This window comes from Mycobacterium sp. 852002-40037_SCH5390672 (genome assembly GCF_001665875.1).
Classification (GTDB): Bacteria; Actinomycetota; Actinomycetes; order Mycobacteriales; family Mycobacteriaceae; genus Mycobacterium.
The window spans coordinates 1-19,629 of the sequence record NZ_LZTA01000041.1 but is presented as its reverse complement, the minus strand read 5'-3'; the positions used below and the strand labels follow the sequence as shown (position 1 = coordinate 19,629).

The window sequence follows — 19,629 nt, the reverse complement described above, 5'->3', positions numbered from 1 at the left end:
GATGAGCTTGGTCAAGTACAAAACGTTGACGGTGGCGCTCAGCGCAATCATGGTCGGTTCCGGTTGCGCCACCAACGGCCTGTCCAGCTTGCCGCTGCCGGCACCAGGAATCGGCAATGGTGGATATCTGCTCAACGCCGTTTTCTCCAACGCGCTGAACCTGCCCGCGCACGCAAAAGTCAAACTCGCCGGCGCCGATGTCGGACAACTCGAATCGATGGTCGCACGCAACTACACCGCGGTGACCACCATGCGAATCATGGACGGTGTCCGAGTCCCCGTCGGCAGTACAGCGGAGTTACGGTCGGCGACACCGCTTGGCGACGTGTTCGTCGCGATCAAGCCACCGACCCGGATCGACCCCCGCGTGCCGCTGCTGAAAAGCGGTGACACCATCGGCCTGCCGGCGACCCGTGCCGCAGCGACCGTGGAGAGCGTGTTGAGCTCGGCCGCACTGCTGGTCAACGGCGGCGCAGTTCGAAACTTCACCAATATCGTCAATGGCGCCGGCAAGGCGACCGGTGATCAGGGACGCGCTTTCGGCGACCTGATCAACCGAACCAACTTACTTCTGAGCAAGCTCAATTCCCGCTCGGCGCAGATTGACGCGGCGGTGACCGAAACGGCCGGGCTGGCCGACCGGCTGGAGCAGAAGAACCAAGCGCTCACCGACGTTCTGCAAGCCATCGGCCCCGCAACGAATGTGTTGTCCAGCGATGCCGACGAAATCGCCGACGTGGTCAACGAGCTCGGCGCCACGACGCACCAGCTGGCCAAATTCCCGTCGATCGCCGGCAGCGACAAGACGGGCCGCAGTGTCATCAAGGACGCCAACACCATCGCCGCCGCGTGGAATGATGTCGTGCTGAGCCCCGATACTAGCCTCGCCGGTCTCAACCGGCTGATCCCGCCGTTCGTGAAATCCACTCCCAGCGACGCGATTTCGGTGCGCGGGAGTTTCGATCGGCTAGTCATGGGATCGCGGCCGGGTACCGGCGCGGAGACCGGGGGATTCAAGGGTGATCCTGCATTTCACGGACCCATGCGGCGCGACTGGAACTACATGATCGGGTCCATCAAATACGTCCTGTGGCGCTTGCAAGAACGGGTCGTGGGTCGGGGTCCGCAAACACCGATGGGCCAAAGCCCTTGGAAGCCAGTCGGTCCGCCGCTTCCGCCGGCACCCGCCGGGGAAGCGCCACCGGCTCCCATGATCCCGGAGCCACCGCGGTGATCGACACCCTGGGCCGACTCGTCGTCGGCCTCGTCAGAGCGGGGCACCGCCGGCGAGCCTGGCTATCCGGCATCGCTCTCGTACTCACCCTGGTGGTCGGCGTGACATACCTGGCGATCGGAGCGTTACGGATCAATCCCCTGGATTCGACCTATCGGGTCACCATCCGGCTGCCCGAATCCGGTGGGCTGCTGGCCAACCAAGATGTATCGGTCCGCGGAATCCGGGTCGGGCGGATCCAATCGCTGCGACCGACACCCACCGGTGTCGAGGTAATCGCCAATATCAATGCGAATACCAAGATCCCGGCCGCCAGCCCGGTACGAGTCTCCGGACTTTCTCCCGCGGGCGAGCAGTACATCGATTTCGAACCGGCATCCAGCAGCGGTCCGTTCCTGTCGAACGGCAGCGTGATCGGCCCGCAGCACACCACCACGCCGATCCCGCTCTCACAAGTGCTCGCCGACGCGGATGGGCTGCTTGCCCAGACCGACCCGAAGAAGCTCGAAACCGTTAAGCGGGAACTGAGTTTGAGCAAAGAGGGGCCGCAGAAGCTCACCGACATCATCGACGGCGCTACCTTCCTGCTGTCGACAATGGACCCGGTGCTGCCGCAGACCGTGAGCATGCTCAAGACCAGCCGCGTGGTCCTGACGACGCTCTCCGACGTCAATGCCGGCCTCAGCGTGACCTCCCGCAATATCGGTGACCTCATGACCGGCGTGAACAAAATGGATCATGGCTACCGCAAATTCGTCGACGAGACTCCGCATGCCCTGTCATCGGTAGACAACCTGTTCGACGACAATTCCGACACCATGGTTGGGTTGCTCGCCAATCTGGTTACCACCGCCCGGATCATCTATCTCCGTGTCCCCGCTTTGAACGCGGTGTTCCCCGACTATCGCGGCTCGACGCTCGAGGCCCTGATGACGACCATGCACCAGCATGGGCTGTGGGCCACCGCCGACATCTACCCGCGCTACACCTGCGACTACGGCACCCCACGGCGGCCGTCGTCATCGGCGGACTACCCCGAGCCCTTCCTGTACACCTACTGCCGAGACGACGACCCCCAGGTATTGATCCGGGGCGCCAAGAATGCGCCTCGACCGGCCGGCGACGACACCGCGGGACCACCTCCCGGCGCCGACCTCGGCCAGACGGCCGACCCAACGCCTAAGGGACGCTTCACGATTCCCACTCCGTACGGCGGACCGGCGCTGCCCATAGAGCCGCCCCACTAAATCCGCGAGCATTCAAAACCGCAAGGAGAGACCACCATGACGATAACCGCCGACCAGGAATGCAGCACGAGTGAAGACAACGAGAAGGCATCCGACGACGAGCAGGAAGCCCTGGTGGGCGCCGATGAGCAAGACGCGGAAGGCCGCACCCGATCGTGGAAACGCTACGCCCGCATCGCCGTGATCGCTGCCGTCTATGCCGGAGCATTCGGCCTCGCCGGTGGACTGGGCTGGAAGTTATGGGATGAGCACGCGGTGAGCCAGGCGGGGCAGGTGGCCAGACGGACGGCGATCAACTATGCCCAGGTACTCACCAGCATCGATTCCAATCAAGTCGACCAGAACTTCTCGGCCGTACTTGGCGGAGCCACAGGGGAATTCAAGGACACGTACACCAAGGCAAGTGCGCAGCTTCGGCAGTTGCTCATCGACCACAAGGCCGCCGCCCACGGCACCGTGGTGGACTCTGCGATCCAATCGCAAACGAAAAACAAGGTGGTCGTGTTGTTGATGATCGACCAAACCGTCAGCAACGCCGTGCGTCCCGACGGTCGGGTTGACCGAAGCCGGATGAAGATCACCATGGAAAATGTCGGTGGTCGCTGGCTGGCCGGCAAAGTCGAATTACCTTAGGACGTTTCGATCATGCGGATGGTCCGGCTCTCGGCCAGTGTGGCGACGGTGGCGGCCGCGGTGTTGAGCGCACCGGCGGCATCGGCCTCGGCGCAGTCGTTTTGCGGCGATCTCGGCGGCGACTGGGACGGACAGTACTGCCACACTCCGGTGTTGTCGGAGCGAAAGGCCGTCCGTGACATCAAGATGGCGCTGCCCGGTGACCTGGTCGAAAACTCCACCAGCGGCCCGCCCATCCGCGAATACCTACGCAACCTGATGAACAACTGGCGCACCAAGGGCGCCTCGATGGTCCAAGACAGTTGGGGTGAGGAGAACTATCAGGTGTTCCCCCACGGGCGCACACTCAGCGTGGCCTTCCACGAGGACTACCACGCGGACGGCCCGGCGTTCAACAACGCCTATCGCACGTTCACCTTCGACATGGCGGGCGGCAGGCGGTTACAGCTGGCCGACATCACCAACCCGGGCGTCGACCCACTGACCGCCATTCCACCGTTGGCCGAACCGTTCATTCACCAGGCACTCGACCGCGCCGCCTGGCAGCACAATCCGGGAACCTGTCCGTTCACTGTCGATCGGTGGACACCGGACAAGGTCTTTTCGGGCGGCTACAAGGCATGGGCGCTCACACCCGATGAGCTGATCCTGTACATGCCGGACTACCCGGTCGGACACGACGCCCCCGTCCAGTACGGCCAGGCCGAGCAGTGGTCGATGGATGGCGGCGCCGTCGAGCCGCACATTCCGCTCAGCGCACTCAGCTCGGTTCTGCGTCCGGAATTCGGCGGAGCGTAACGGGTCAGATGTCTGATGACCTCGGGTTCAACGCTGCGCACAGCACTGCGTGGGAGCTTGGCGGCTCCACAGTTCCGGTCGTCCATCGATCGCCCGGACAGCCGCTGCTGCGGCTACGGTGATCTGTATGCCATCGGCTAGCCGCTCGTCTGCAGATCAAGTAAAGCGGCGTCCGAAGGACCGCAAGATCCAGATCGCCCGGGCCGCGACCGATGCATTCAGCGAGTTGGGCTATCACGCGGTCAGTATGGAAAACATCGCGGCGCGGGTCGGAATCTCCGCCGCCGCGCTGTATCGCCACTCGCAGGGCAAATACGACCTGTTCCGTGATGTCTTCTTGGCGCTGGGACAGCAACTGGTCGACGCCACGGCGTTCGCCGATGATTTGGCCGACGATGCCGATCCCGAGGAAACCCTGAGCGCACTCACCAGTGCACTGATCGACAGCACGATCGTCAACCGCACCGCCGGCGGACTGTATCGGTGGGAGGGCCGCTACCTCCGTGGCGACGATCAGCGCGCTCTGGCCGAACAGATCAAACTGATCAACCGGCGGCTGCAGCGTCCGTTGATGAGGCTTCGGCCAAAACTCACGTCGCGGCAACGCTGGATCCTGTCGGCAGCGACTCTGAGCGTGATCGGCAGCATCACCGATCATCGGTCCCGCCTCGGTAACGCCGAGATCCGCGCGGCGCTGAGTGATATCGCGGCCGCGGTGTTGAAGGCCGAGTTGCCCACCCAGCGTGATCGCGGACCCGACCCGTCGCGGCCGGCGACGCTGACCAGCGCCGCCGGAAGCTACGAGCTTCTATTGCACGAATCGATGCGACTGTTCAACGAGCGCGGCTATCGCGAAACGGGGATGGAAGACATCGCCGCGGCGGTCGGCATCCCGGTTGCCAGCATCTATCAATACTTTCCGGGGAAGGCCGCCATTTTGGCCGTCTACTACCGACGCGCCGCCGATCAACTCTCCGGTGACCTGTCCAGCATCCTGGCCGCCAGTGCCGACCCGGAACAGGCGCTCGCCCAACTCATCGAGGCCTACGTCACCCGGTCATTCGCCAACCCCGAACTGGCCTGCGTGTACTACACCGAGCGTCACAACCTGCCCGACACAGACGCGGTGCTGCTGTACAACATTCAGCGCTCCACCGTCGAATCCTGGGCCAGCCTCGCCGTCGCGGCCAGGCCGGAACTCACCCTCGGCCGCGCCCGATATGCCGTCCATGCCGCGTTCGCGCTGGCGGTGGACACCGGGCGACTGGTGTACCCCAACACGAGTGCGGCCGCGGGCCTGACGGTGCGCCGCCTGATGGAGGTCACAGTGCTGGGACGACCGGCCGCCGCATTTCGCAATGCGCCACGCGGCAGCCGACAGCGCGGTTGAAGGGACTTAACAGAACGGCCGCAGTCGAAGAATCGATCTCCACTTGCTTGCTAGACATTCATTTCATCAGCGCATCCAGCTGAGCTGAACGTCCCCCTCCGGCATTGCATCTGCGTATTCGGTTGCTGCGCACCAGCGTTGTAGATCGGACTTCTGCACTACCGGATCATCCGAATGGGCATTAACATAGTTGCGTCTAGTCGATACAGTCGATACGCGGGGACGTGGTCGGGCCTCATCACCTTGGTGTGGGCCGGCTTCGAGCCCGCCGGTGCCCGCGCGAAAGGCATGCCCATGCTCAGCAGGATCCGCACACTCCTGGAGTATCAATTGACCATCGCCGAACTGCTGGGCCTGGCGATATTGCTGGGGACGCCGTACCTGATCGTTGGAGTGATCTGGTCGAGCACTCACACCCAACATCTGCACGACATGCACGGGGCCGATTTGGTGGTGTCGTTTCTCGGCTCGATCGTGTCTTGGCCGGTGCTGCTGTTCGCCAATGTCTGCATGACCTAGGGAGCTCGCATGAAAAACCGTGGTCCGCTGATCATCGCCGCCGCCGCGGTTTTCCTGGCCGGGGGGCTCTTTGCGCTCTATTTCCCGGTATTCATCGACGCCTACGATCAGTTCGGCTGGCAGGTCAAGTGCGGCAGCGGCGTTACGACCGACCTGACCCAAGCGTCCAGCGCGGCGGGCGCGGCGGGCAACGACTATGTCGGCCAATGCACTAACGCGCTGATGGTCCGACGGTTGTGGGCCATACCCGCAGCTGTCCTTGGCGGGCTGACGCTGACGTGGCAGGCGGCAGCGGCGCTCGCCCGCGACCATCAGCGGCCGACACCCCCAGGGCGCCGGGTGCAATCACCACGCTGGACCCCTGTGTTGTCCGGCCAGGACGAAATCACCTGCCAATAGCTGACTTTCGACGGGGTGTCGGCTGGTTTCGCCAACTACCGGGTGCTCTCGTCGGGTAGGTCGTGCCGAGATTGGTGCAATCCGGGCCCGTCTGGGTCCTCGTTTTGATGCTCGAGCTGCTCCTGCAGCTTGCGCTGTTCCTCGGTTGCCTTACGCGCGTCCTCGGGCGCCGCGGGCGGGTCGAAGTTGACTTGCTGATCCACCGAGATCTCCTCTGAACGTCTGCAGTGCCTCTTGTCAGGTTCTCCCGAATGACAGGCCTTGAAACCCCGCCGAATCTGTCGAGGCCGATCGCGCTGCTCACGGGCGTGGGGGAATCAATCGGGGGATCAGTATTGCTTGACCACCGCGCGCGGTGCCGTTCGCCACGTCGTGGTTCCGTCGTCCTGCTGATGGGGCGGCTCGAGAAGCAACACGGCCAGTCCGTCGAGCAACACCGGGCGTACCCAGTCGCCCAGTTCGATCACCTCGCCGGACCCGGGCCGGCGGTGCATGTCGTCGCGAGCGAGGTCGATGGACGCCAGGTCGAATACGGTCTCGACGGTGGCCTGGTCGGGCAGCTTGCGGATTCCGGGCAAAGTGATGAACAGTCCGTCGTTGCCCGACAGGTGTAGGCCAACTGCGGCGAGCGCGCCGGTCATCCCCTCCCGGGTGCCGCCGTGCCCGGACAGATGCACGCCCAGCGCCGCGGCGAGGTCATGGGCTTCGTTGGGACGCAATACTTCTCGCTTCGCGCGGCGACCGTAGTCGATCAGTCGTGGCGCGGTGCCGGCGAGGTCGCCCGGAACGACAACGGCAAGCCCGGGGTCGGCATCGGGTGGACATACCCGTTCTAAGAATTGCCCGGCGAGCTCGATGATTTCGGGCCGCACCGCGTGCGGATCGGCGTCCCGGCTCCGCCAGGCCAGGCATGCACTCGAGTTATGGGATGTATACGGGATCCGGTCGTCGACGAGCAGCTGGTGACGAGTCGCGCCCGCCGGGGAGCCGAGGCCCGCCGCGTGTAGCTCATGAAGCAGCGCGCGGGCCCGCCGGCCGGTGCCGGGCGTATACGGGTTGTCGGTGTCGTCGATGCCGATGAGCAGGTCCACACCGGCCAGCGCGGTACGGTCCGTCATGGATTGACCACCAGGTCGGTGACGTCGCGAACCCATTGATCACGGGTGAGTCTTGTGCCGGCGAGCTTGAGTGTGTTGCGTTTGGTGAAGCCGAGAATGGTCTGATCGTCCAGCTCGGCGGCCGTCAGGGTCTGAGCCGGATCGCGCCCTTCGACCCGCACCTTGACGGCGCCGTTCGCCCCCGCAGCATCGAGGATCGAACGAACGCTGGGTCCCTTCTGGACCTGGGCGCCATGTGATTGCGGCGTCGCGACTTCCACCTGAGGGAGCTGCTGGAGCTGCGAGTGGGTGAAGCGTTCGAGGACTCGATGGTTTTCCTGCACCACGAGCTGACCCTGGTTCTCCGACGCGCCGCATGCGGCGAGCCCGGCGCTCAAGGCGAGAACCGCAACCGCCAAACACGGGCACTTGTTGCTGCGCATTTACGGATCCCACCCTGTGAATACGCCGTAAATAAGGATCAGTGTAGGTGCTGGCGCCTTATGATTCCCGAATGACCGTGATGCAGCGGCCGGCGGGCGGCTCCGTGGCCGTCCGGGAGATGGCGTTCCCCCTGCTTGCGGTCGCCATCATCGTCACCTCCACCGATATCCGGCTTCCGTTGGGTCTTCCCGGACACCGTGGATTGATCTGGCTGACGCTGCTGGTGGCGGTTGCGCTGGTGACGGCACGGCGTGAGACGGTGCTGGCGGTCGGGACGGCGTCATCGATTGCGGCATTGCCGATACATGGGTTGAGCGATCCACTGTGGAGTAGTCGCTATGTGGCCGCCGCGGCGTTGCTGTATGCCGTGGGTTCCCTTCCGGTGGTGCGGCGACACCGGTGGTTACTGGCGGTCGGTGCCGCGCCGATTCACCTTGTCGCGCTCGCCTGTTCGGTCTTTTCGTGGCGCACCGGAGCCACCATGTCGGCGTGGGCATCGAACGGGATGCTCGATCGAGTGGCTGGACATCTGGTTTTTGGATTGATCGCCGGTCTGCTCGCCTGGGTGGTGGCACTTGGCCTGCGTCGCCCCCCGTCGGCGAGGTCGGCCGGCGCGTTTTTTGACAGAAGCCGATACAAGGAGCGGCCGCTATGACGCTGCGAGTTATTCCCGAGGGCCTGGCCGCGACGAGCGCGGCGGTCGACGCGATCACCGCTGCGCTGGCGGCCGCGCATGCGGCAGCGGCCCCGGTGGTCTCGGTGGTGGTTCCACCGGCGGCCGATCCCGTGTCACTGGCGGCCGCCGCCGTATTCAGCGAGCGTGGAAGCCAGCATTCGGCCGCCGCCGCCAAGGGCGTTGAGGTGTTGGGCCGGGCCGGGCTGGGGGTGAGTCTGGCCGGGGCCGGTTACGCCGCCGGCGATGCGGCGGGGGCGGCGACCTATCTGGGCGCGGGCTGACGTGACCGCGCCGGTATGGATGGCACTTGCACCAGAAGTGCATTCCGCGCTGCTGAGCAGCGGTCCGGGACCGGGCCCGTTACTGGCAGCCGCAGCAACTTGGACCTCGTTGAGTGCCCAATACGATTCGGCGGCAACGGAATTGACCGCCGTGTTGACCGGATCGGTTCCGGTCTGGGACGGGCCGACCGCCGATAGGTACGTCGCCGCGCACATGCCGTATTTGGCGTGGTTGCAGCTGGCGGGTGCGCTCAGCACCGAGGCGGCCACCCAACATCAGGCGGTGGCCACCGCATACACGGTTGCACTGGCCGCGATGCCCACGTTGCCGGAATTGGCCGCCAATCATGCAACGCATGCGGCCTTGGTGGCCACGAATTTCTTTGGGATCAATACGATTCCGATTGCGCTCAACGAGGCCGACTACGCGCGGATGTGGACTCAGGCGGCCACCACCATGACCACCTACCAGGCGACGACCGAAGCCGTGCAGATGAGCAGCGTCGCCGGATCGGGCACCGGGGGGAAGGCTGGTAGTGGCACCGGCACCGGCACCGGCACCGGCACCGGCACCGGCACCGGAACCGGCACTGGCACTGGCGCCGGAACGGGCACGGGCACCGGCGCTGGGACCGGGGCGGGAAGCGGCACCGGTGGTGGGACCGGTGCCGGTGGAGGGGGCGGTACGGGATCCTTCCAGTTGCCCACGCCCGAAGAGATCTGGGAAATGCTTTTTGGGCCCGACGGTGAGCAGATCCCCGGTCAGGGGCAGCCCAACTGGAGCCCGTCGCAGTATCTGCAGAACCTGGGGAATTTCTTCAACGGCAACGCCCAGGCCGTGGCCTGGCTACAGCAGAACCTTTCCGGTCTGCTCAACCCGTCCCAGTTCCCGGCGCTGATCAATTATTTCATTGCGTGGCAGGCCTATCGGATCATCAACTGGACGATCCGGACGCTGCGCTTCATTCTCCAGGAGCTGCCGCTGCTGCTGCAGGTCGGTTTGGGCCTGTCCATCGCCAGCCTGGGTGGCCTGGCTGGCCTGGCTGGCCTTGCGGGTTTGTCGGGGCTGGCCGGGTTGGCCGCGCCGACAAGCGTTCCCGCTCCCGCTGCCATGCCCCAGCCCGCCGCGGTGGGCGTGCAACCGCCGGTGGTGCCGGCCGCTCCGGCGATGGCTCCGATGGCCCCGACGAGCCCGGCGGCACCGGCGACATCGGTGGCGTCGACCCCAGCGCCTACAGCCTCTGCGGTTGCGCCGCCCGCGGCCCCGCCCACGCCGCCGGCCCCGGTGACCGGAGCCGAGGGCTTCGGCTACATGGTGGGCAACGTCGGCCTGGGCATGGAATCGAAGGTGCAGACGCGGGCCAGAAGCGCAGTGCCCGCGACGCAGACCGCGGCGTCGGAAGTCGGCGTGATGGCGTCGGAAAAGGAGCAAGGACGCTCACGCCGGCGCCCACGCTCGATCGTCGACCCCGGATACCGCTACGAATTCATCGAAGCCGATGAAGGCTCCGCCGCTGTCACATCGGCACTGCCGGACCGGTACCTGCCCTCGGACTCTGGTGACTCGAGACTGGGCTTCACCGGGACGCTACCCAAACCCGACGTGCACGCGGCGGGCCTGATCACATTGGCCGGCAACGAGTCCGGCGACGGCGCGCGTACGCCGATGCTGCCGGAGAGCTGGGACGGTCCGTAGGCCGTGCGCTCCAGTGCGCCGTCAGCCGAGATGTGCGGACAGTAACCAGGCGCCCATGGACTTGCGGCCGTTGTCCTCATCGCGAATGTCGGCGCCCGCGAAGGCCTCAAAGCCCGACAGGAAGTTCTCCGGCACGTTGGCGTGGATGCGGGCCGGCCGGATCTCGTCGATCACCCAGTACTTGGACACCACCTCGCGCAGCTCGTCTTCGGTGACCGCATTGACGGGTCCGTCGGCCGGCATCGCGGCGCGGTCGAAGACGAGGACAAAGTACGAGGCGCCCGGCGCGGCGGCCCGTACGATCGACTGCTGATAGCCCTCGCGCAGTTCGACGGGCATCGAGTGGAAAAGGGTGCTGTCCACGATGGTTCCGAAGCGGCCGTCGTAGCCGGTGAAAGCGCTGATATCCGCGACATCGAAGGTAGCGCTCGTCAGGCCGCGCCGGGCGGCTTTCTCGGTTGCCAACGCGATCGCGGTGGGCGACTGGTCCAGGCCCACCGTCGTGAAACCCCGCTCGGCGAGGTACAGCGACACGGCTGCCTCGCCGCAACCCGCATCGAGCACGTCACCGTGGAATTTACCGTCGTCGATGAGGGCCGCGATCTCTGGCTGCGGCTCACCGATGCTCCACGGTGGGCGATTGCCCTCGCCCATCTCGGGGGCCTCGCCCCGGTAGGCGGATTCGAACATCTCATGAGTCGGTTGCGTCATGCGCTCATTTATATCAACGGGGCTGATATATGTCAACGACGCTGATATAGAATCCGGACGTCTTCATCGCGGTGGATGCAGCTTTGGCCGCCGAAACAATCTCGCGCCGACATACCCTGGCCACGCAGGCGATATCCCCGGTGGTTCTTCCTACTTGAGCCTCGCCGTCAGGTAGCCGGATGCGTCGCCGAATGAGGCCAATTCGTCGTTCGGCACTGCGAACCCGTGTGCGGCAAAAGCCTGCTCGGTTGTCCGAACATCAATCTGCCAACCACGTGCGCCCAGGTATTCGGCGGCCGTATTGCGCTCGCCGGTGTAGAACAATTCGGCCAGATTGATACTCGAGCCAATGCGCCGAGACCGCTCGGTCAGCTTCTGCGCCCAGTCCGAGGGGATGTTGCGCAGGTCCAGGTGTTCGGTGGCGATCCGGCTGCCCGGAGCCGAAACGGCCGCGATGTTGTCGAATAAACGGTCTTGCGCCTCGGGCGGCAGGTAAACGAGCAGTCCCTCGGCGCTCCACGCGGTCGGCTGCGCAGGATCGAATCCGGTTGCGGTCAGGGCGAGCGGCCAGTCCTCGCGCAGGTCGATCGACACGGTACGGCGCTCCGCGCTCGGCGTGGCGCCCAGATCGGCCAGAGTCCGCGTCTTGAACTCGATCACCTCGGGTTGGTCGATCTCGTACACGACGGTGCCCGCCGGCCAGGGCAACCGGTAAGCCCTGGTGTCCAACCCGGATGCCAGAATCACCGCTTGCTGGATTCCGGATTCGGTCGCTTGCACAAAGAAGTCGTCGAAGAACCGGGTGCGCACCGTGATCTGTTCCTTCACGGCCTGTCGGTTCAGCAGCGGATCGTCGCTGCGATCGAGCTGGTTTTCGACGAGCTTGACGAAGGTATCGATGCCGACTGCGCGGACGAGTGGCTCGGCCCAGGGGTCATCCAGCAAAGCGTCCGGTGCCCTGGAAGCGATCGCCCGCTGTGCGGCGACCGCTGTCGCGGTGGCTCCGACGCTGGATGCCAAGTCCCAGGTGTCGTTCTCGGTGCGGGCCACACCCGACTCCTCTCCGCGACTGTCGCGCGATTAGTTAGCTCATATAAGTGACAAGTCAACTGTACCCTTCCCGCAGGAAGCGACGGTCCGATCGGCGTCGGCCCGTGCAGCCGGGACCCGGGGAATCGAGTAGCGGCGTCGGGTGTTCGCTGTAGGTATGGCTGACGAAATCGAGTTGAGCCCCAGGGGATGGGTGCGCGACCAAACCGAACAGATCTTGAGTCGAGGCACGACCGACGGAGTCGAGGTTTTCGACCGGCCCATCGTCCTGCTGACCGTCACCGGGGCGAAGTCCGGCAAACAGCGCTACGTACCGCTGATGCGGGTCGAGAAAGATGGCCGCTACGTCATTGTCGCGTCCCACGGCGGCGCCCCGGAACATCCGGTGTGGTACTTCAACCTGAAGGCGAATCCGGCGGTGACGCTGCAAGATGGCGACAAGATCGTCAGCTTGACGGCTCGCGAGGTCGAGGGCGCCGAGCGCGAGGAGTGGTGGCAGCGGGCCGTTGAGGCCTTTCCTCCCTACGCGGAATACAAGACAAAGACGGCGCGGCAGATCCCGGTTTTCGTTCTGGAGTAACCGCTTTCCGCCGGATGACTCCGCTGCCTGCGATGCGTACCGAAAAATTTGCATTCGGTATGCGCTCGGCCCGTCCGGTTGACCCCTTGTGCCCGCCCACATACCTTCGAACGCATAGGCCAGGCTTATCCAGCCGGACAATGACGTTCGCGGTATTTGTAATCGCCTGCGCTACACGGCTTTACGCACCTTCTACTGGCCGTGATCGGGCGGATATCTAAAAGCCCACCGCTAAAGGACCAATTCCGGGGAGGGCCGCGTGCAAGACGTGAAACAGCCAGGTCGGCAGGGTACACAGGACGCAATTTCATCCCGAATCGACCGGATGCGCGAGACGCTGCGGTACGACCTGCCGGCCTCGTTGGTGGTCTTCCTGGTGGCGCTCCCGTTGTCGCTCGGTATCGCGATTGCTTCAGACGCACCGGTTCTGGCCGGCCTGATCGCAGCGATCGTTGGGGGAGTGGTGGCCGGATGGATTGGCGGCTCACCGTTGCAGGTGAGCGGCCCGGCTGCCGGGCTCACCGTCATTGTCGCCGACCTGGTCTCTCAGTTTGGCTGGGCAATAACCTGTTTCATCACCGTGGTAGCTGGCATTCTGCAAGTCCTGTTGGGGTTCAGCAGGATTGCCCGCGCCGCGCTGGCGATCTCACCCGTCGTGGTGCACGCCATGCTGGCCGGCATCGGAATTACGATTGCCCTGCAGCAAGTGCACGTATTGCTGGGAGGTGCTTCGAAAAGCTCGGCTTGGAGCAATGTCACCGGCCTGCCCGCACAGATTCTCGGTGCTCACCGGCCGGGGCTTGTCCTGGGTCTATTGGTGATCGCCATTCTGGTTGCCTGGCGCTGGGTTCCGGCCCGGATTGCCAGTATCCCCGGCCCGCTGGTCGCGATCGTGGTGGTCACTGCTATCTCGATGGTCTTCCCGTTCAACGTATCCCGGATCGCCCTGGATGGCTCTGTCCTCGAGGCGCTGCGGTTGCCGTCGCTGCCACACGGGAATTGGGGAGCTGTCGTCATCGCCGTCATCACCGTCACCTTGATCACCAGCGTCCAGAGCCTGCTGACCGCGGTGTCGATCGACCGAATGCACAACGGGCCGCGAACTGACTTCAACCGTGAGCTGATCGGGCAGGGCGCGGCGAACATCGCGTCAGGTGCAATCGGCGGGCTTCCCATCGCCGGTGTCATCGTGCGCAGTGCGGCCAACGTGAATGCCGGCGCAAAAACACGCGCATCGACTATCCTGCACGGTATTTGGATATTGCTTTTCGCCGTGCCCTTCGCGGGTCTGGTCGAAAAGATCCCCACGGCGGCACTTGCCGGCCTTCTCATCGTCATCGGCATCGAACTGTTGAAGCCGGCGCATATCGAAACCGCCTTGCGCAACGGCGATCTCGCCGTCTACCTGGTGACCGTGGTCAGCGTCGTCTTCCTCAACCTGCTGCACGGCGTGATGATCGGACTTGTGCTGGCCGTCGTCGTCACCGGATGGCGGGTGGTGCGAGCCAGGATCGAGGCCAAGCCCGTCGGTGACGGATGGCACGTCGTCGTCGAGGGCGCATGCACGTTCCTGGCCTTGCCCCGGCTGACCGCCGTCCTGGCGTCCGTCCCCGAACGGACGTCGGTGACCATCCACCTGCTCACGAACTATCTCGACCACGCAGCGCACCAGGCGATCAGCGACTGGCAACGGCGGCACTGCGCTACCGGCGGACAGGTCCATGTTCGTGACACGGTCGAAGCGAGTGACCCTGACAACCAGGTCCTAAGTGGACTGATGGAACCCGTTGGACCCGCGGGGACGTCATCAAAGGCCCACCGCCGCAATGTGCATTTGAGCCTGGTGGAGGAGTTATCCGCATCGGCGAACAAGTGAACAAGTAAACCGACGCGTCAACCTCGGCCGCTACTTCAGGTCGGTAGCGACCTGCTCCAGGGCGGCGAGGTGTTCGTCGACATTCGTGAAACCCGCCTTCATGGTGTTCACCGACAGGTGGCTGGCGCCGGCGGCCTTCCAGGCGGCGATGGTGGCGGCTAGCTTGTCGGGGTCATTGGTCCAGCTGACCCGGCCTTCCATTCCGAGGCGCTTCGGGTCACGACCCGCCGCTTCGGCCGCACGGTTCACCCGCTCGAGCGCCTGGTCCAGGCCGGGACCCGGCTCCACCATGGGGAACCATCCGTCGCCGAGGCGACCCGCCCGTTCGTACGCACGATCCGAGGCCGCACCAAACCACACGGGTATCGGCCGCTGGGTGGGCAATGGGGCCAGTCCGGCCGCGGTCACCGTGTGGTACCTGCCGTTGAAGGTGACAGACCGTTCGGTCCACAGCTTGCGCATGACCTCGACCTGTTCTTCGGACCGTTTGCCGCGGTTCGTGAACGACTCCCCAAGGGCCTCGTATTCGACGGCGTTCCAACCCAATCCGATGCCCAGCCGCAAGCGGCCCCCGGTGAGCACATCGACTTCGGCGGCCTGCTTGGCCACCAACACCGATTGGCGTTGCGGCAAAATGATGACACCGGTGACGAGTTCCAGTGAGGTAACAGCGGCCAGGTAGCCGAACATGACGAACGGCTCATGAAAAGTCGAGTCGATGTCATAGGGGCCCTGAAAGCCGTGGTGCACCGTCGGGTCCGCACCAACGACGTGGTCGTAGGCGAGGATGTGGGTGAATCCCAGTTCCTCGACGCGTTGACCGTACGTGCGCAGGACGGTCGGGTCCGAGCCGAGCTCGGTCTGCGGAAAGACGACTCCGATACGCATTCGTGGTTCAACCACGTCGCATCAGGATTACTTCCCGCGCAACGAAAAACACAGCCTGACAGCGCAGCGCATGGGATTCGGGGCGGTGCCGCCTTCTCACCTCTGGCGCAAGTGGTCGCTGAAAAGCAACGATTGTGATGTGGTACCCGGGGGAATGGCGGGCAACGCCGCGCTGAATCAGCGACGGCCGTTGCCGGGGTATTCCGCCGCCGGTTGGCCGAGCCGGCGCCGTCTTCGACGATGATGTAGTCGTGACGGCGAAGAAGGTCAGCGGGGTGCTCAGGGTCGGCGAGATGGAGCCGACGTTCGAACAGGAGTTGGCCGCGCGGTATGCGATGCCGCGGCTGCCCGATGGTCCCGCGAGAACGCAGTTCCTGACCGAGCATGGTGCCGACGTGCGCGTGTTGGTGACATCGGGATCGCCCGGCGTCGATGCCGACACCATCGCGGCGCTGCCCAATCTGGAGGTCATCGTCAACAACGGGGCGGGGGTGGACCTGATCGATTTGGGTGCGGCGAAACGCCGCGGCATCGGTGTGAGCAACACCCCCGACGTGTTGTCGGACACAGTCGCCGACACGGCGATGGGCCTGATTCTGATGACACTGCGGCGTTTCGGTGCGGCCGACCGCTACGTGCGCGCCGGCCGTTGGGCACGGGAGGGCCCGTTTCCCTATGCCAGGGATGTCAGCGGCCTCCAGGTCGGCATCCTGGGCATGGGCCGGATCGGTTCGGCGATCGCGACCAGGCTGCTCGGATTCGACTGTGCCATCGCCTATCACAACCGCCACCGCATCGAGGGATCGCCATTCCGCTATGCCGGGTCTCCCGTGGAGCTCGCCGAATCGGTGGACGTCCTGGTCATCGCCACCACAGGCGACGGCAATACGCGCAAGCTAGTCGACCGGGCCGTGCTGCAGGCTCTTGGTCCCGAGGGTTACCTGATCAACATTGCGCGGGGCAGTGTCGTCGACGAGGCCGCGCTGGTGGAATTGCTGACCGCCGGAGAACTGGCGGGAGCGGGCCTGGACGTCTTCGCCGAAGAACCGCAGGTACCCGCGCAGTTGTTCGGTCTGGACAACGTTGTGCTTCTTCCACACATCGGCAGCGCCACCGCGCGGACCCGGCGGGCCATGGCACTGCTGGCCATCCGCAACCTCGACAGCTACCTCAGCACCGGCGAACTGGTCACACCCGTCCTGCCGCGGCGCCATTAGAACCTGCCAACACGACGCCGTGACCTGGTGATTCTGGACGGCTATCCATCGGTGGCCGAAGTGATACTCGCAGAAGGTTATTGCTCCAACTTCAACTGGGTATGCGGGTCTCATGGGTCCACTACTGCCGGAGACTGCCACGCCGGTGCGGCTGACGCTTGCGGGCACAGCCCGCCCCGATACGGTGGCGGACTGGCGTCGTGCGCTGCAACGGTGGCTGCAGCACGAGGTGCACGCGCCGGAAGTAATTCGTGAGGATGTCGTTTTGGGAGTCAACGAAGCGTTGGCGAATTGTGTTGAGCACGCTTATCGCTCGCACCGCCAGGTCGGCGCCATGAAGCTGCAGGCCAGCTACGACCCCGACGCCGAGTCAATTCGGGTGTGCATCAGTGACCGCGGAAGTTGGCGGAAACCCTCGTCGAGGCAGTCCAACGATCCCCATGCGTCGCGCGGCATCACGCTGATGCACAGCCTTTCCGACCACTGCACCATCCATGCCCGCCCCAACGGCACCAGCGTCTACCTGGATTACGCGACCGACGCAGAGCCTGGCGGTCACCAACAACGTTGAAGCCTCGGTCCCAGGCCGAGATCAGGCGCCTGACCGCGGCGCCGGCGTGAATTTGACTGGCATCTTTTCCAGACCGCTGACAAAGTTGGCCGGCCGCAGCGGCAGCGGCTCCTCGGACGCCAGCCGCATATCCGAAAGGCGTTTCAGCAATCGCTCGAGCATTATGGACAGCTCCAGGCGTGCCAGCTGATTGCCCAGACAAAAGTGGGTTCCGAACCCGAACGCCAGATGGTTGTTGGGGTATCGGTCAATTCGGAAGTTCTCCGGATCACCGAACACCGCCTCGTCGAAGTTCGCCGATTCGAACAACAGGATGATCTTCTCGCCGTGCTCGAGCTGTGCGCCGTGGAAGTCGAGGTCACAGGTCATGGTGCGGGCCATGTTCTTGACCGGGGCAGTCCACCGCAGCATCTCCTCGATCGCATTCGGTAGTAGAGCCACGTCGTTGATCAGTTGCTGCTGCTGTTGCGGGTGACGCAGAATCTGCGCGGTGCCCCCGGACAGCGTGTGCCGGGTGGTCTCATCGCCACCGATGAGCAGCAACAACACCTCGGTGACGATCTCGTGGTCGGCCAGCTTCTCGCCGTCCACCTCCGCGTGCACCAGCACGCTGACCAGGTCGTCGGTCGGCTCCGCCTTGCGCGCCGCGATCATGGCCGTCATGTATTCGGTGTAGGCGGCGAATGCGTCCACCGAGACCTGAAAATCTTCTTGTGCGGTGGTGCTGCTGAGCAACGTCACCATGTCGTCGGACCAGCGAAGGAACATCTGGCGTTCCTCGGGAAGCACCCCGAGCATGTCGCCGATCACCGCCATGGGCAATGGAGCGGCGAGGTCCCAAACGAAGTCGCACTCGCCCCGTTCGCAGACGTTGTCGATCAGCGCATCGCACAGCGCGCCGATCGAATACTCCCTGTCCTTGACGCGTTTGCGGGTAAACCCCGCGTTGACCAGCTTGCGCCGCAGTAGATGCGCGGGGTCATCCATCGCGATCATCATCGGCGGCGCGTCCTGGTCCGGCCGGATACCGCCGGCGTTGGAGAACAACTCAGGCGCCCGCTCGGCGTCGATCACCGCCTGGTAGGTCGCCGCGGCCGCCAGCCCGTTGCGGTCCCGGAAGACCGGCTCGTGCTCGCGCATCCATCGATAGACCGGTCGGGAGTCGCCCGCGTAGAAGGCGCCGTCGGTCAGATCAACGTCCGGGCGTAGCTGATTACGCGCATCAATGGTGTTTGGCACGGTTCACCCTTCCCCGCTGCGGGCATGTGCTTCGTACCGTGGACCTTACAGTAGGCGCTGTGGTATTCCCCACAACCGATCGCGCTCTGGGAAGGCACGGGGCCGTCGACCGCACTCGGCATGTGGTGCAGCTAACGTGTCGCGCCGTAGCGACCTGGCCCGCGAAATGGGTATAGGACGGTTTCTGCGGCCGATTACCTGCGAGGAAGTCATCATGAGCGAAACCGTGCGACGACAGCTCGGCAAAACCGACAGTCCGATCGAGGACGAGCTCGAAGACGCCTTCAGCAGGATGTTGAGCGAGGGCACCCAGCGCTTACACCGCAGCTGGCGAGGCGTGCTGGTGACGGGATTCTTCGGCGGGACCGAGGTGGCACTCGGGGTGCTCGCTTATCTGTCGGTGCTGGCCGCCACCCACCGCCCCCTGGTCGCCGGATTGGCATTCTCCATCGGCTTCCTGGCCCTGCTGCTTGGTCGTAGCGAGCTCTTCACGGAGGGCTTCATCATTCCGGTCGTGACCGTGGCCGCCAGGCGTGCCAGCCTCGCGCAACTGCTCAAACTATGGGTCGGCACGATGTTCGCCAATCTCGTCGGCGGCTGGGTGATCATGTTGCTGATCATGACGGGCTTTCCCCAGTTGCACGCGCAGACCATCGAGTCCGCCAACCACTTCGCCGCCGCGCCGCTGTCGTGGCAAAGCATGTCGCTGGCGGTTCTCGGCGGAATGGTCATCACATTGATGACCCGGATGCAACACGGCACCGACTCGGTGCCGGGCAAAATAGCCGCCGCCGTCGCGGCGGCGTTCCTCCTCGCCGGACTTCTGTTATTCCATTCGATTCTCGACTCACTTCTCATTTTCGGCGCGCTCATCACCGGGAAGGCGCCGTTCGGCTACCTCGACTGGCTGGGATGGTTCGGCTATGCCGTCGTCGGAAACATGGTCGGCGGGCTGCTTTTCGTCACGCTGCTGCGATTGCTGCGCAGCAAGGACCGGCTGGAAGAGGAGCGCGCCGAGGCCGAGATGGCGTGAACATTTGCAGTTTCCTCAAGTGGCGCACCGCGTCTCAGACGCCCGCGGCA

General features: G+C 64.6%; 22 protein-coding genes. 15 read left to right on the top strand and 7 right to left on the bottom strand.

Annotated features, from left to right (window positions below):
- Window position 1 precedes the first annotated feature (1 nt).
- The 7 genes from A5782_RS07320 to A5782_RS07290 all read left to right on the top strand — a co-directional run bounded on the left by A5782_RS07320 (window position 2) and on the right by A5782_RS07290 (window position 6,220).
- A complete protein-coding gene (locus tag A5782_RS07320; protein WP_067097235.1) occupies window positions 2–1,234 on the top strand; it encodes an MlaD family protein in 1,233 nt (410 codons plus the stop codon).
- Window positions 1,231–2,481, top strand: a complete 1,251-nt coding sequence (locus A5782_RS07315; RefSeq protein WP_067097403.1) for an MlaD family protein — start codon at window positions 1,231–1,233, stop codon at window positions 2,479–2,481. Before A5782_RS07320 ends, A5782_RS07315 begins: the two co-directional genes overlap by 4 nt.
- A gap of 36 nt (window positions 2,482–2,517) precedes the next feature.
- Window positions 2,518–3,114 carry an Mce protein gene (locus tag A5782_RS07310; protein ID WP_067097232.1) on the top strand — a complete coding sequence of 199 codons (597 nt, stop codon included), beginning with the start codon at window positions 2,518–2,520 and terminating at the stop codon, window positions 3,112–3,114.
- Window positions 3,115–3,126: 12 nt separating this feature from the next.
- Complete coding sequence (locus tag A5782_RS07305; RefSeq protein WP_067097229.1) at window positions 3,127–3,912, top strand: mannan-binding family protein; 786 nt, start codon at window positions 3,127–3,129, stop codon at window positions 3,910–3,912.
- A gap of 127 nt (window positions 3,913–4,039) precedes the next feature.
- On the top strand, window positions 4,040–5,302 hold the full coding sequence (locus tag A5782_RS07300; protein WP_067097400.1) for a TetR/AcrR family transcriptional regulator: 1,263 nt from the start codon (window positions 4,040–4,042) through the stop codon (window positions 5,300–5,302).
- A 294-nt stretch (window positions 5,303–5,596) separates the two neighbouring features.
- Complete coding sequence (locus A5782_RS07295; RefSeq protein WP_067097397.1) at window positions 5,597–5,821, top strand: hypothetical protein; 225 nt, start codon at window positions 5,597–5,599, stop codon at window positions 5,819–5,821.
- A gap of 9 nt (window positions 5,822–5,830) precedes the next feature.
- Entirely contained in the window at window positions 5,831–6,220 is a 390-nt protein-coding gene (locus tag A5782_RS07290) for a hypothetical protein (protein ID WP_231986615.1), read from the top strand.
- Between the two features lie 35 nt (window positions 6,221–6,255).
- Here the strand turns inward: A5782_RS07290 and A5782_RS26440 are convergent, their stop codons facing one another.
- The 3 genes from A5782_RS26440 to A5782_RS07280 form a co-directional block, all read right to left on the bottom strand.
- Complete coding sequence (locus A5782_RS26440; RefSeq protein ID WP_169926947.1) at window positions 6,256–6,423, bottom strand: hypothetical protein; 168 nt, start codon at window positions 6,421–6,423, stop codon at window positions 6,256–6,258.
- A gap of 126 nt (window positions 6,424–6,549) precedes the next feature.
- Window positions 6,550–7,338 (bottom strand): hypothetical protein, encoded by a 789-nt coding sequence (locus A5782_RS07285; RefSeq protein WP_067097226.1) that lies wholly within the window; start codon window positions 7,336–7,338, stop codon window positions 6,550–6,552.
- On the bottom strand, window positions 7,335–7,760 hold the full coding sequence (locus A5782_RS07280; RefSeq protein WP_067097222.1) for a hypothetical protein: 426 nt from the start codon (window positions 7,758–7,760) through the stop codon (window positions 7,335–7,337). The genes A5782_RS07285 and A5782_RS07280 overlap by 4 nt, the downstream gene beginning before the upstream one ends.
- A gap of 71 nt (window positions 7,761–7,831) precedes the next feature.
- Between A5782_RS07280 and A5782_RS07275 the strand changes: the two genes are divergently transcribed.
- The 3 genes from A5782_RS07275 to A5782_RS07265 are packed head-to-tail and all read left to right on the top strand — an operon-like array spanning window position 7,832 to window position 10,414.
- On the top strand, window positions 7,832–8,416 hold the full coding sequence (locus A5782_RS07275; RefSeq protein WP_067097220.1) for a hypothetical protein: 585 nt from the start codon (window positions 7,832–7,834) through the stop codon (window positions 8,414–8,416).
- On the top strand, window positions 8,413–8,718 hold the full coding sequence (locus A5782_RS07270; RefSeq protein ID WP_067097217.1) for a PE domain-containing protein: 306 nt from the start codon (window positions 8,413–8,415) through the stop codon (window positions 8,716–8,718). Before A5782_RS07275 ends, A5782_RS07270 begins: the two co-directional genes overlap by 4 nt.
- A 19-nt stretch (window positions 8,719–8,737) precedes the next feature.
- Window positions 8,738–10,414: a PPE family protein gene (locus A5782_RS07265; RefSeq protein ID WP_067097395.1), complete on the top strand. Its 1,677-nt coding sequence runs from the start codon at window positions 8,738–8,740 to the stop codon at window positions 10,412–10,414.
- A 21-nt stretch (window positions 10,415–10,435) separates the two neighbouring features.
- Here the strand turns inward: A5782_RS07265 and A5782_RS07260 are convergent, their stop codons facing one another.
- Window positions 10,436–11,125 carry a class I SAM-dependent methyltransferase gene (locus A5782_RS07260; protein WP_067097214.1) on the bottom strand — a complete coding sequence of 230 codons (690 nt, stop codon included), beginning with the start codon at window positions 11,123–11,125 and terminating at the stop codon, window positions 10,436–10,438.
- Window positions 11,126–11,275: 150 nt separating this feature from the next.
- A complete protein-coding gene (locus A5782_RS07255; RefSeq protein WP_067097211.1) occupies window positions 11,276–12,175 on the bottom strand; it encodes a class I SAM-dependent methyltransferase in 900 nt (299 codons plus the stop codon).
- A 157-nt stretch (window positions 12,176–12,332) separates the two neighbouring features.
- On the opposite strand from A5782_RS07255, the gene A5782_RS07250 reads away from it, so the two are divergent.
- Window positions 12,333–12,755, top strand: coding sequence for a nitroreductase family deazaflavin-dependent oxidoreductase (locus A5782_RS07250; protein WP_067097208.1), 423 nt, complete (start codon window positions 12,333–12,335; stop codon window positions 12,753–12,755).
- 325 nt (window positions 12,756–13,080) lie between these two features.
- Entirely contained in the window at window positions 13,081–14,631 is a 1,551-nt protein-coding gene (locus tag A5782_RS07245; RefSeq protein WP_067097205.1) for a SulP family inorganic anion transporter, read from the top strand.
- Window positions 14,632–14,661: 30 nt separating this feature from the next.
- Here A5782_RS07245 and A5782_RS07240 read toward each other — a convergent pair whose 3' ends face one another.
- Complete coding sequence (locus A5782_RS07240; protein WP_067097202.1) at window positions 14,662–15,519, bottom strand: LLM class F420-dependent oxidoreductase; 858 nt, start codon at window positions 15,517–15,519, stop codon at window positions 14,662–14,664.
- Window positions 15,520–15,812: 293 nt separating this feature from the next.
- On the opposite strand from A5782_RS07240, the gene A5782_RS07235 reads away from it, so the two are divergent.
- A complete protein-coding gene (locus A5782_RS07235) occupies window positions 15,813–16,736 on the top strand; it encodes a 2-hydroxyacid dehydrogenase (protein ID WP_369815599.1) in 924 nt (307 codons plus the stop codon).
- Between the two features lie 145 nt (window positions 16,737–16,881).
- On the top strand, window positions 16,882–17,307 hold the full coding sequence (locus A5782_RS07230; protein ID WP_067097391.1) for an ATP-binding protein: 426 nt from the start codon (window positions 16,882–16,884) through the stop codon (window positions 17,305–17,307).
- Window positions 17,308–17,328: 21 nt separating this feature from the next.
- Here A5782_RS07230 and A5782_RS07225 read toward each other — a convergent pair whose 3' ends face one another.
- Complete coding sequence (locus tag A5782_RS07225; protein WP_067097196.1) at window positions 17,329–18,546, bottom strand: cytochrome P450; 1,218 nt, start codon at window positions 18,544–18,546, stop codon at window positions 17,329–17,331.
- Window positions 18,547–18,760: 214 nt separating this feature from the next.
- On the opposite strand from A5782_RS07225, the gene A5782_RS07220 reads away from it, so the two are divergent.
- Window positions 18,761–19,579 (top strand): formate/nitrite transporter family protein, encoded by an 819-nt coding sequence (locus A5782_RS07220; protein WP_067097388.1) that lies wholly within the window; start codon window positions 18,761–18,763, stop codon window positions 19,577–19,579.
- The last annotated feature ends 50 nt before the right edge of the window (window positions 19,580–19,629 follow it).

Coding starts and splice junctions, on each gene's coding strand:
- A5782_RS07320 (WP_067097235.1), top strand. CDS start 2: ATGAGCTTGGTCAAGTACAAAACGTTGACGGTGGCGCTCAGCGCAATC.
- A5782_RS07270 (WP_067097217.1), top strand. CDS start 8,413: ATGACGCTGCGAGTTATTCCCGAGGGCCTGGCCGCGACGAGCGCGGCG.
- A5782_RS07310 (WP_067097232.1), top strand. CDS start 2,518: ATGACGATAACCGCCGACCAGGAATGCAGCACGAGTGAAGACAACGAG.
- A5782_RS07265 (WP_067097395.1), top strand. CDS start 8,738: ATGGCACTTGCACCAGAAGTGCATTCCGCGCTGCTGAGCAGCGGTCCG.
- A5782_RS07300 (WP_067097400.1), top strand. CDS start 4,040: ATGCCATCGGCTAGCCGCTCGTCTGCAGATCAAGTAAAGCGGCGTCCG.
- A5782_RS07290 (WP_231986615.1), top strand. CDS start 5,831: ATGAAAAACCGTGGTCCGCTGATCATCGCCGCCGCCGCGGTTTTCCTG.
- A5782_RS07250 (WP_067097208.1), top strand. CDS start 12,333: ATGGCTGACGAAATCGAGTTGAGCCCCAGGGGATGGGTGCGCGACCAA.
- A5782_RS07235 (WP_369815599.1), top strand. CDS start 15,813: ATGGAGCCGACGTTCGAACAGGAGTTGGCCGCGCGGTATGCGATGCCG.
- A5782_RS07240 (WP_067097202.1), bottom strand. CDS start 15,519: ATGCGTATCGGAGTCGTCTTTCCGCAGACCGAGCTCGGCTCGGACCCG.
- A5782_RS07305 (WP_067097229.1), top strand. CDS start 3,127: ATGCGGATGGTCCGGCTCTCGGCCAGTGTGGCGACGGTGGCGGCCGCG.
- A5782_RS07260 (WP_067097214.1), bottom strand. CDS start 11,125: ATGACGCAACCGACTCATGAGATGTTCGAATCCGCCTACCGGGGCGAG.
- A5782_RS07275 (WP_067097220.1), top strand. CDS start 7,832: ATGACCGTGATGCAGCGGCCGGCGGGCGGCTCCGTGGCCGTCCGGGAG.
- A5782_RS07285 (WP_067097226.1), bottom strand. CDS start 7,338: ATGACGGACCGTACCGCGCTGGCCGGTGTGGACCTGCTCATCGGCATC.
- A5782_RS07280 (WP_067097222.1), bottom strand. CDS start 7,760: ATGCGCAGCAACAAGTGCCCGTGTTTGGCGGTTGCGGTTCTCGCCTTG.
- A5782_RS07295 (WP_067097397.1), top strand. CDS start 5,597: ATGCTCAGCAGGATCCGCACACTCCTGGAGTATCAATTGACCATCGCC.
- A5782_RS07220 (WP_067097388.1), top strand. CDS start 18,761: ATGAGCGAAACCGTGCGACGACAGCTCGGCAAAACCGACAGTCCGATC.
- A5782_RS07245 (WP_067097205.1), top strand. CDS start 13,081: ATGCGCGAGACGCTGCGGTACGACCTGCCGGCCTCGTTGGTGGTCTTC.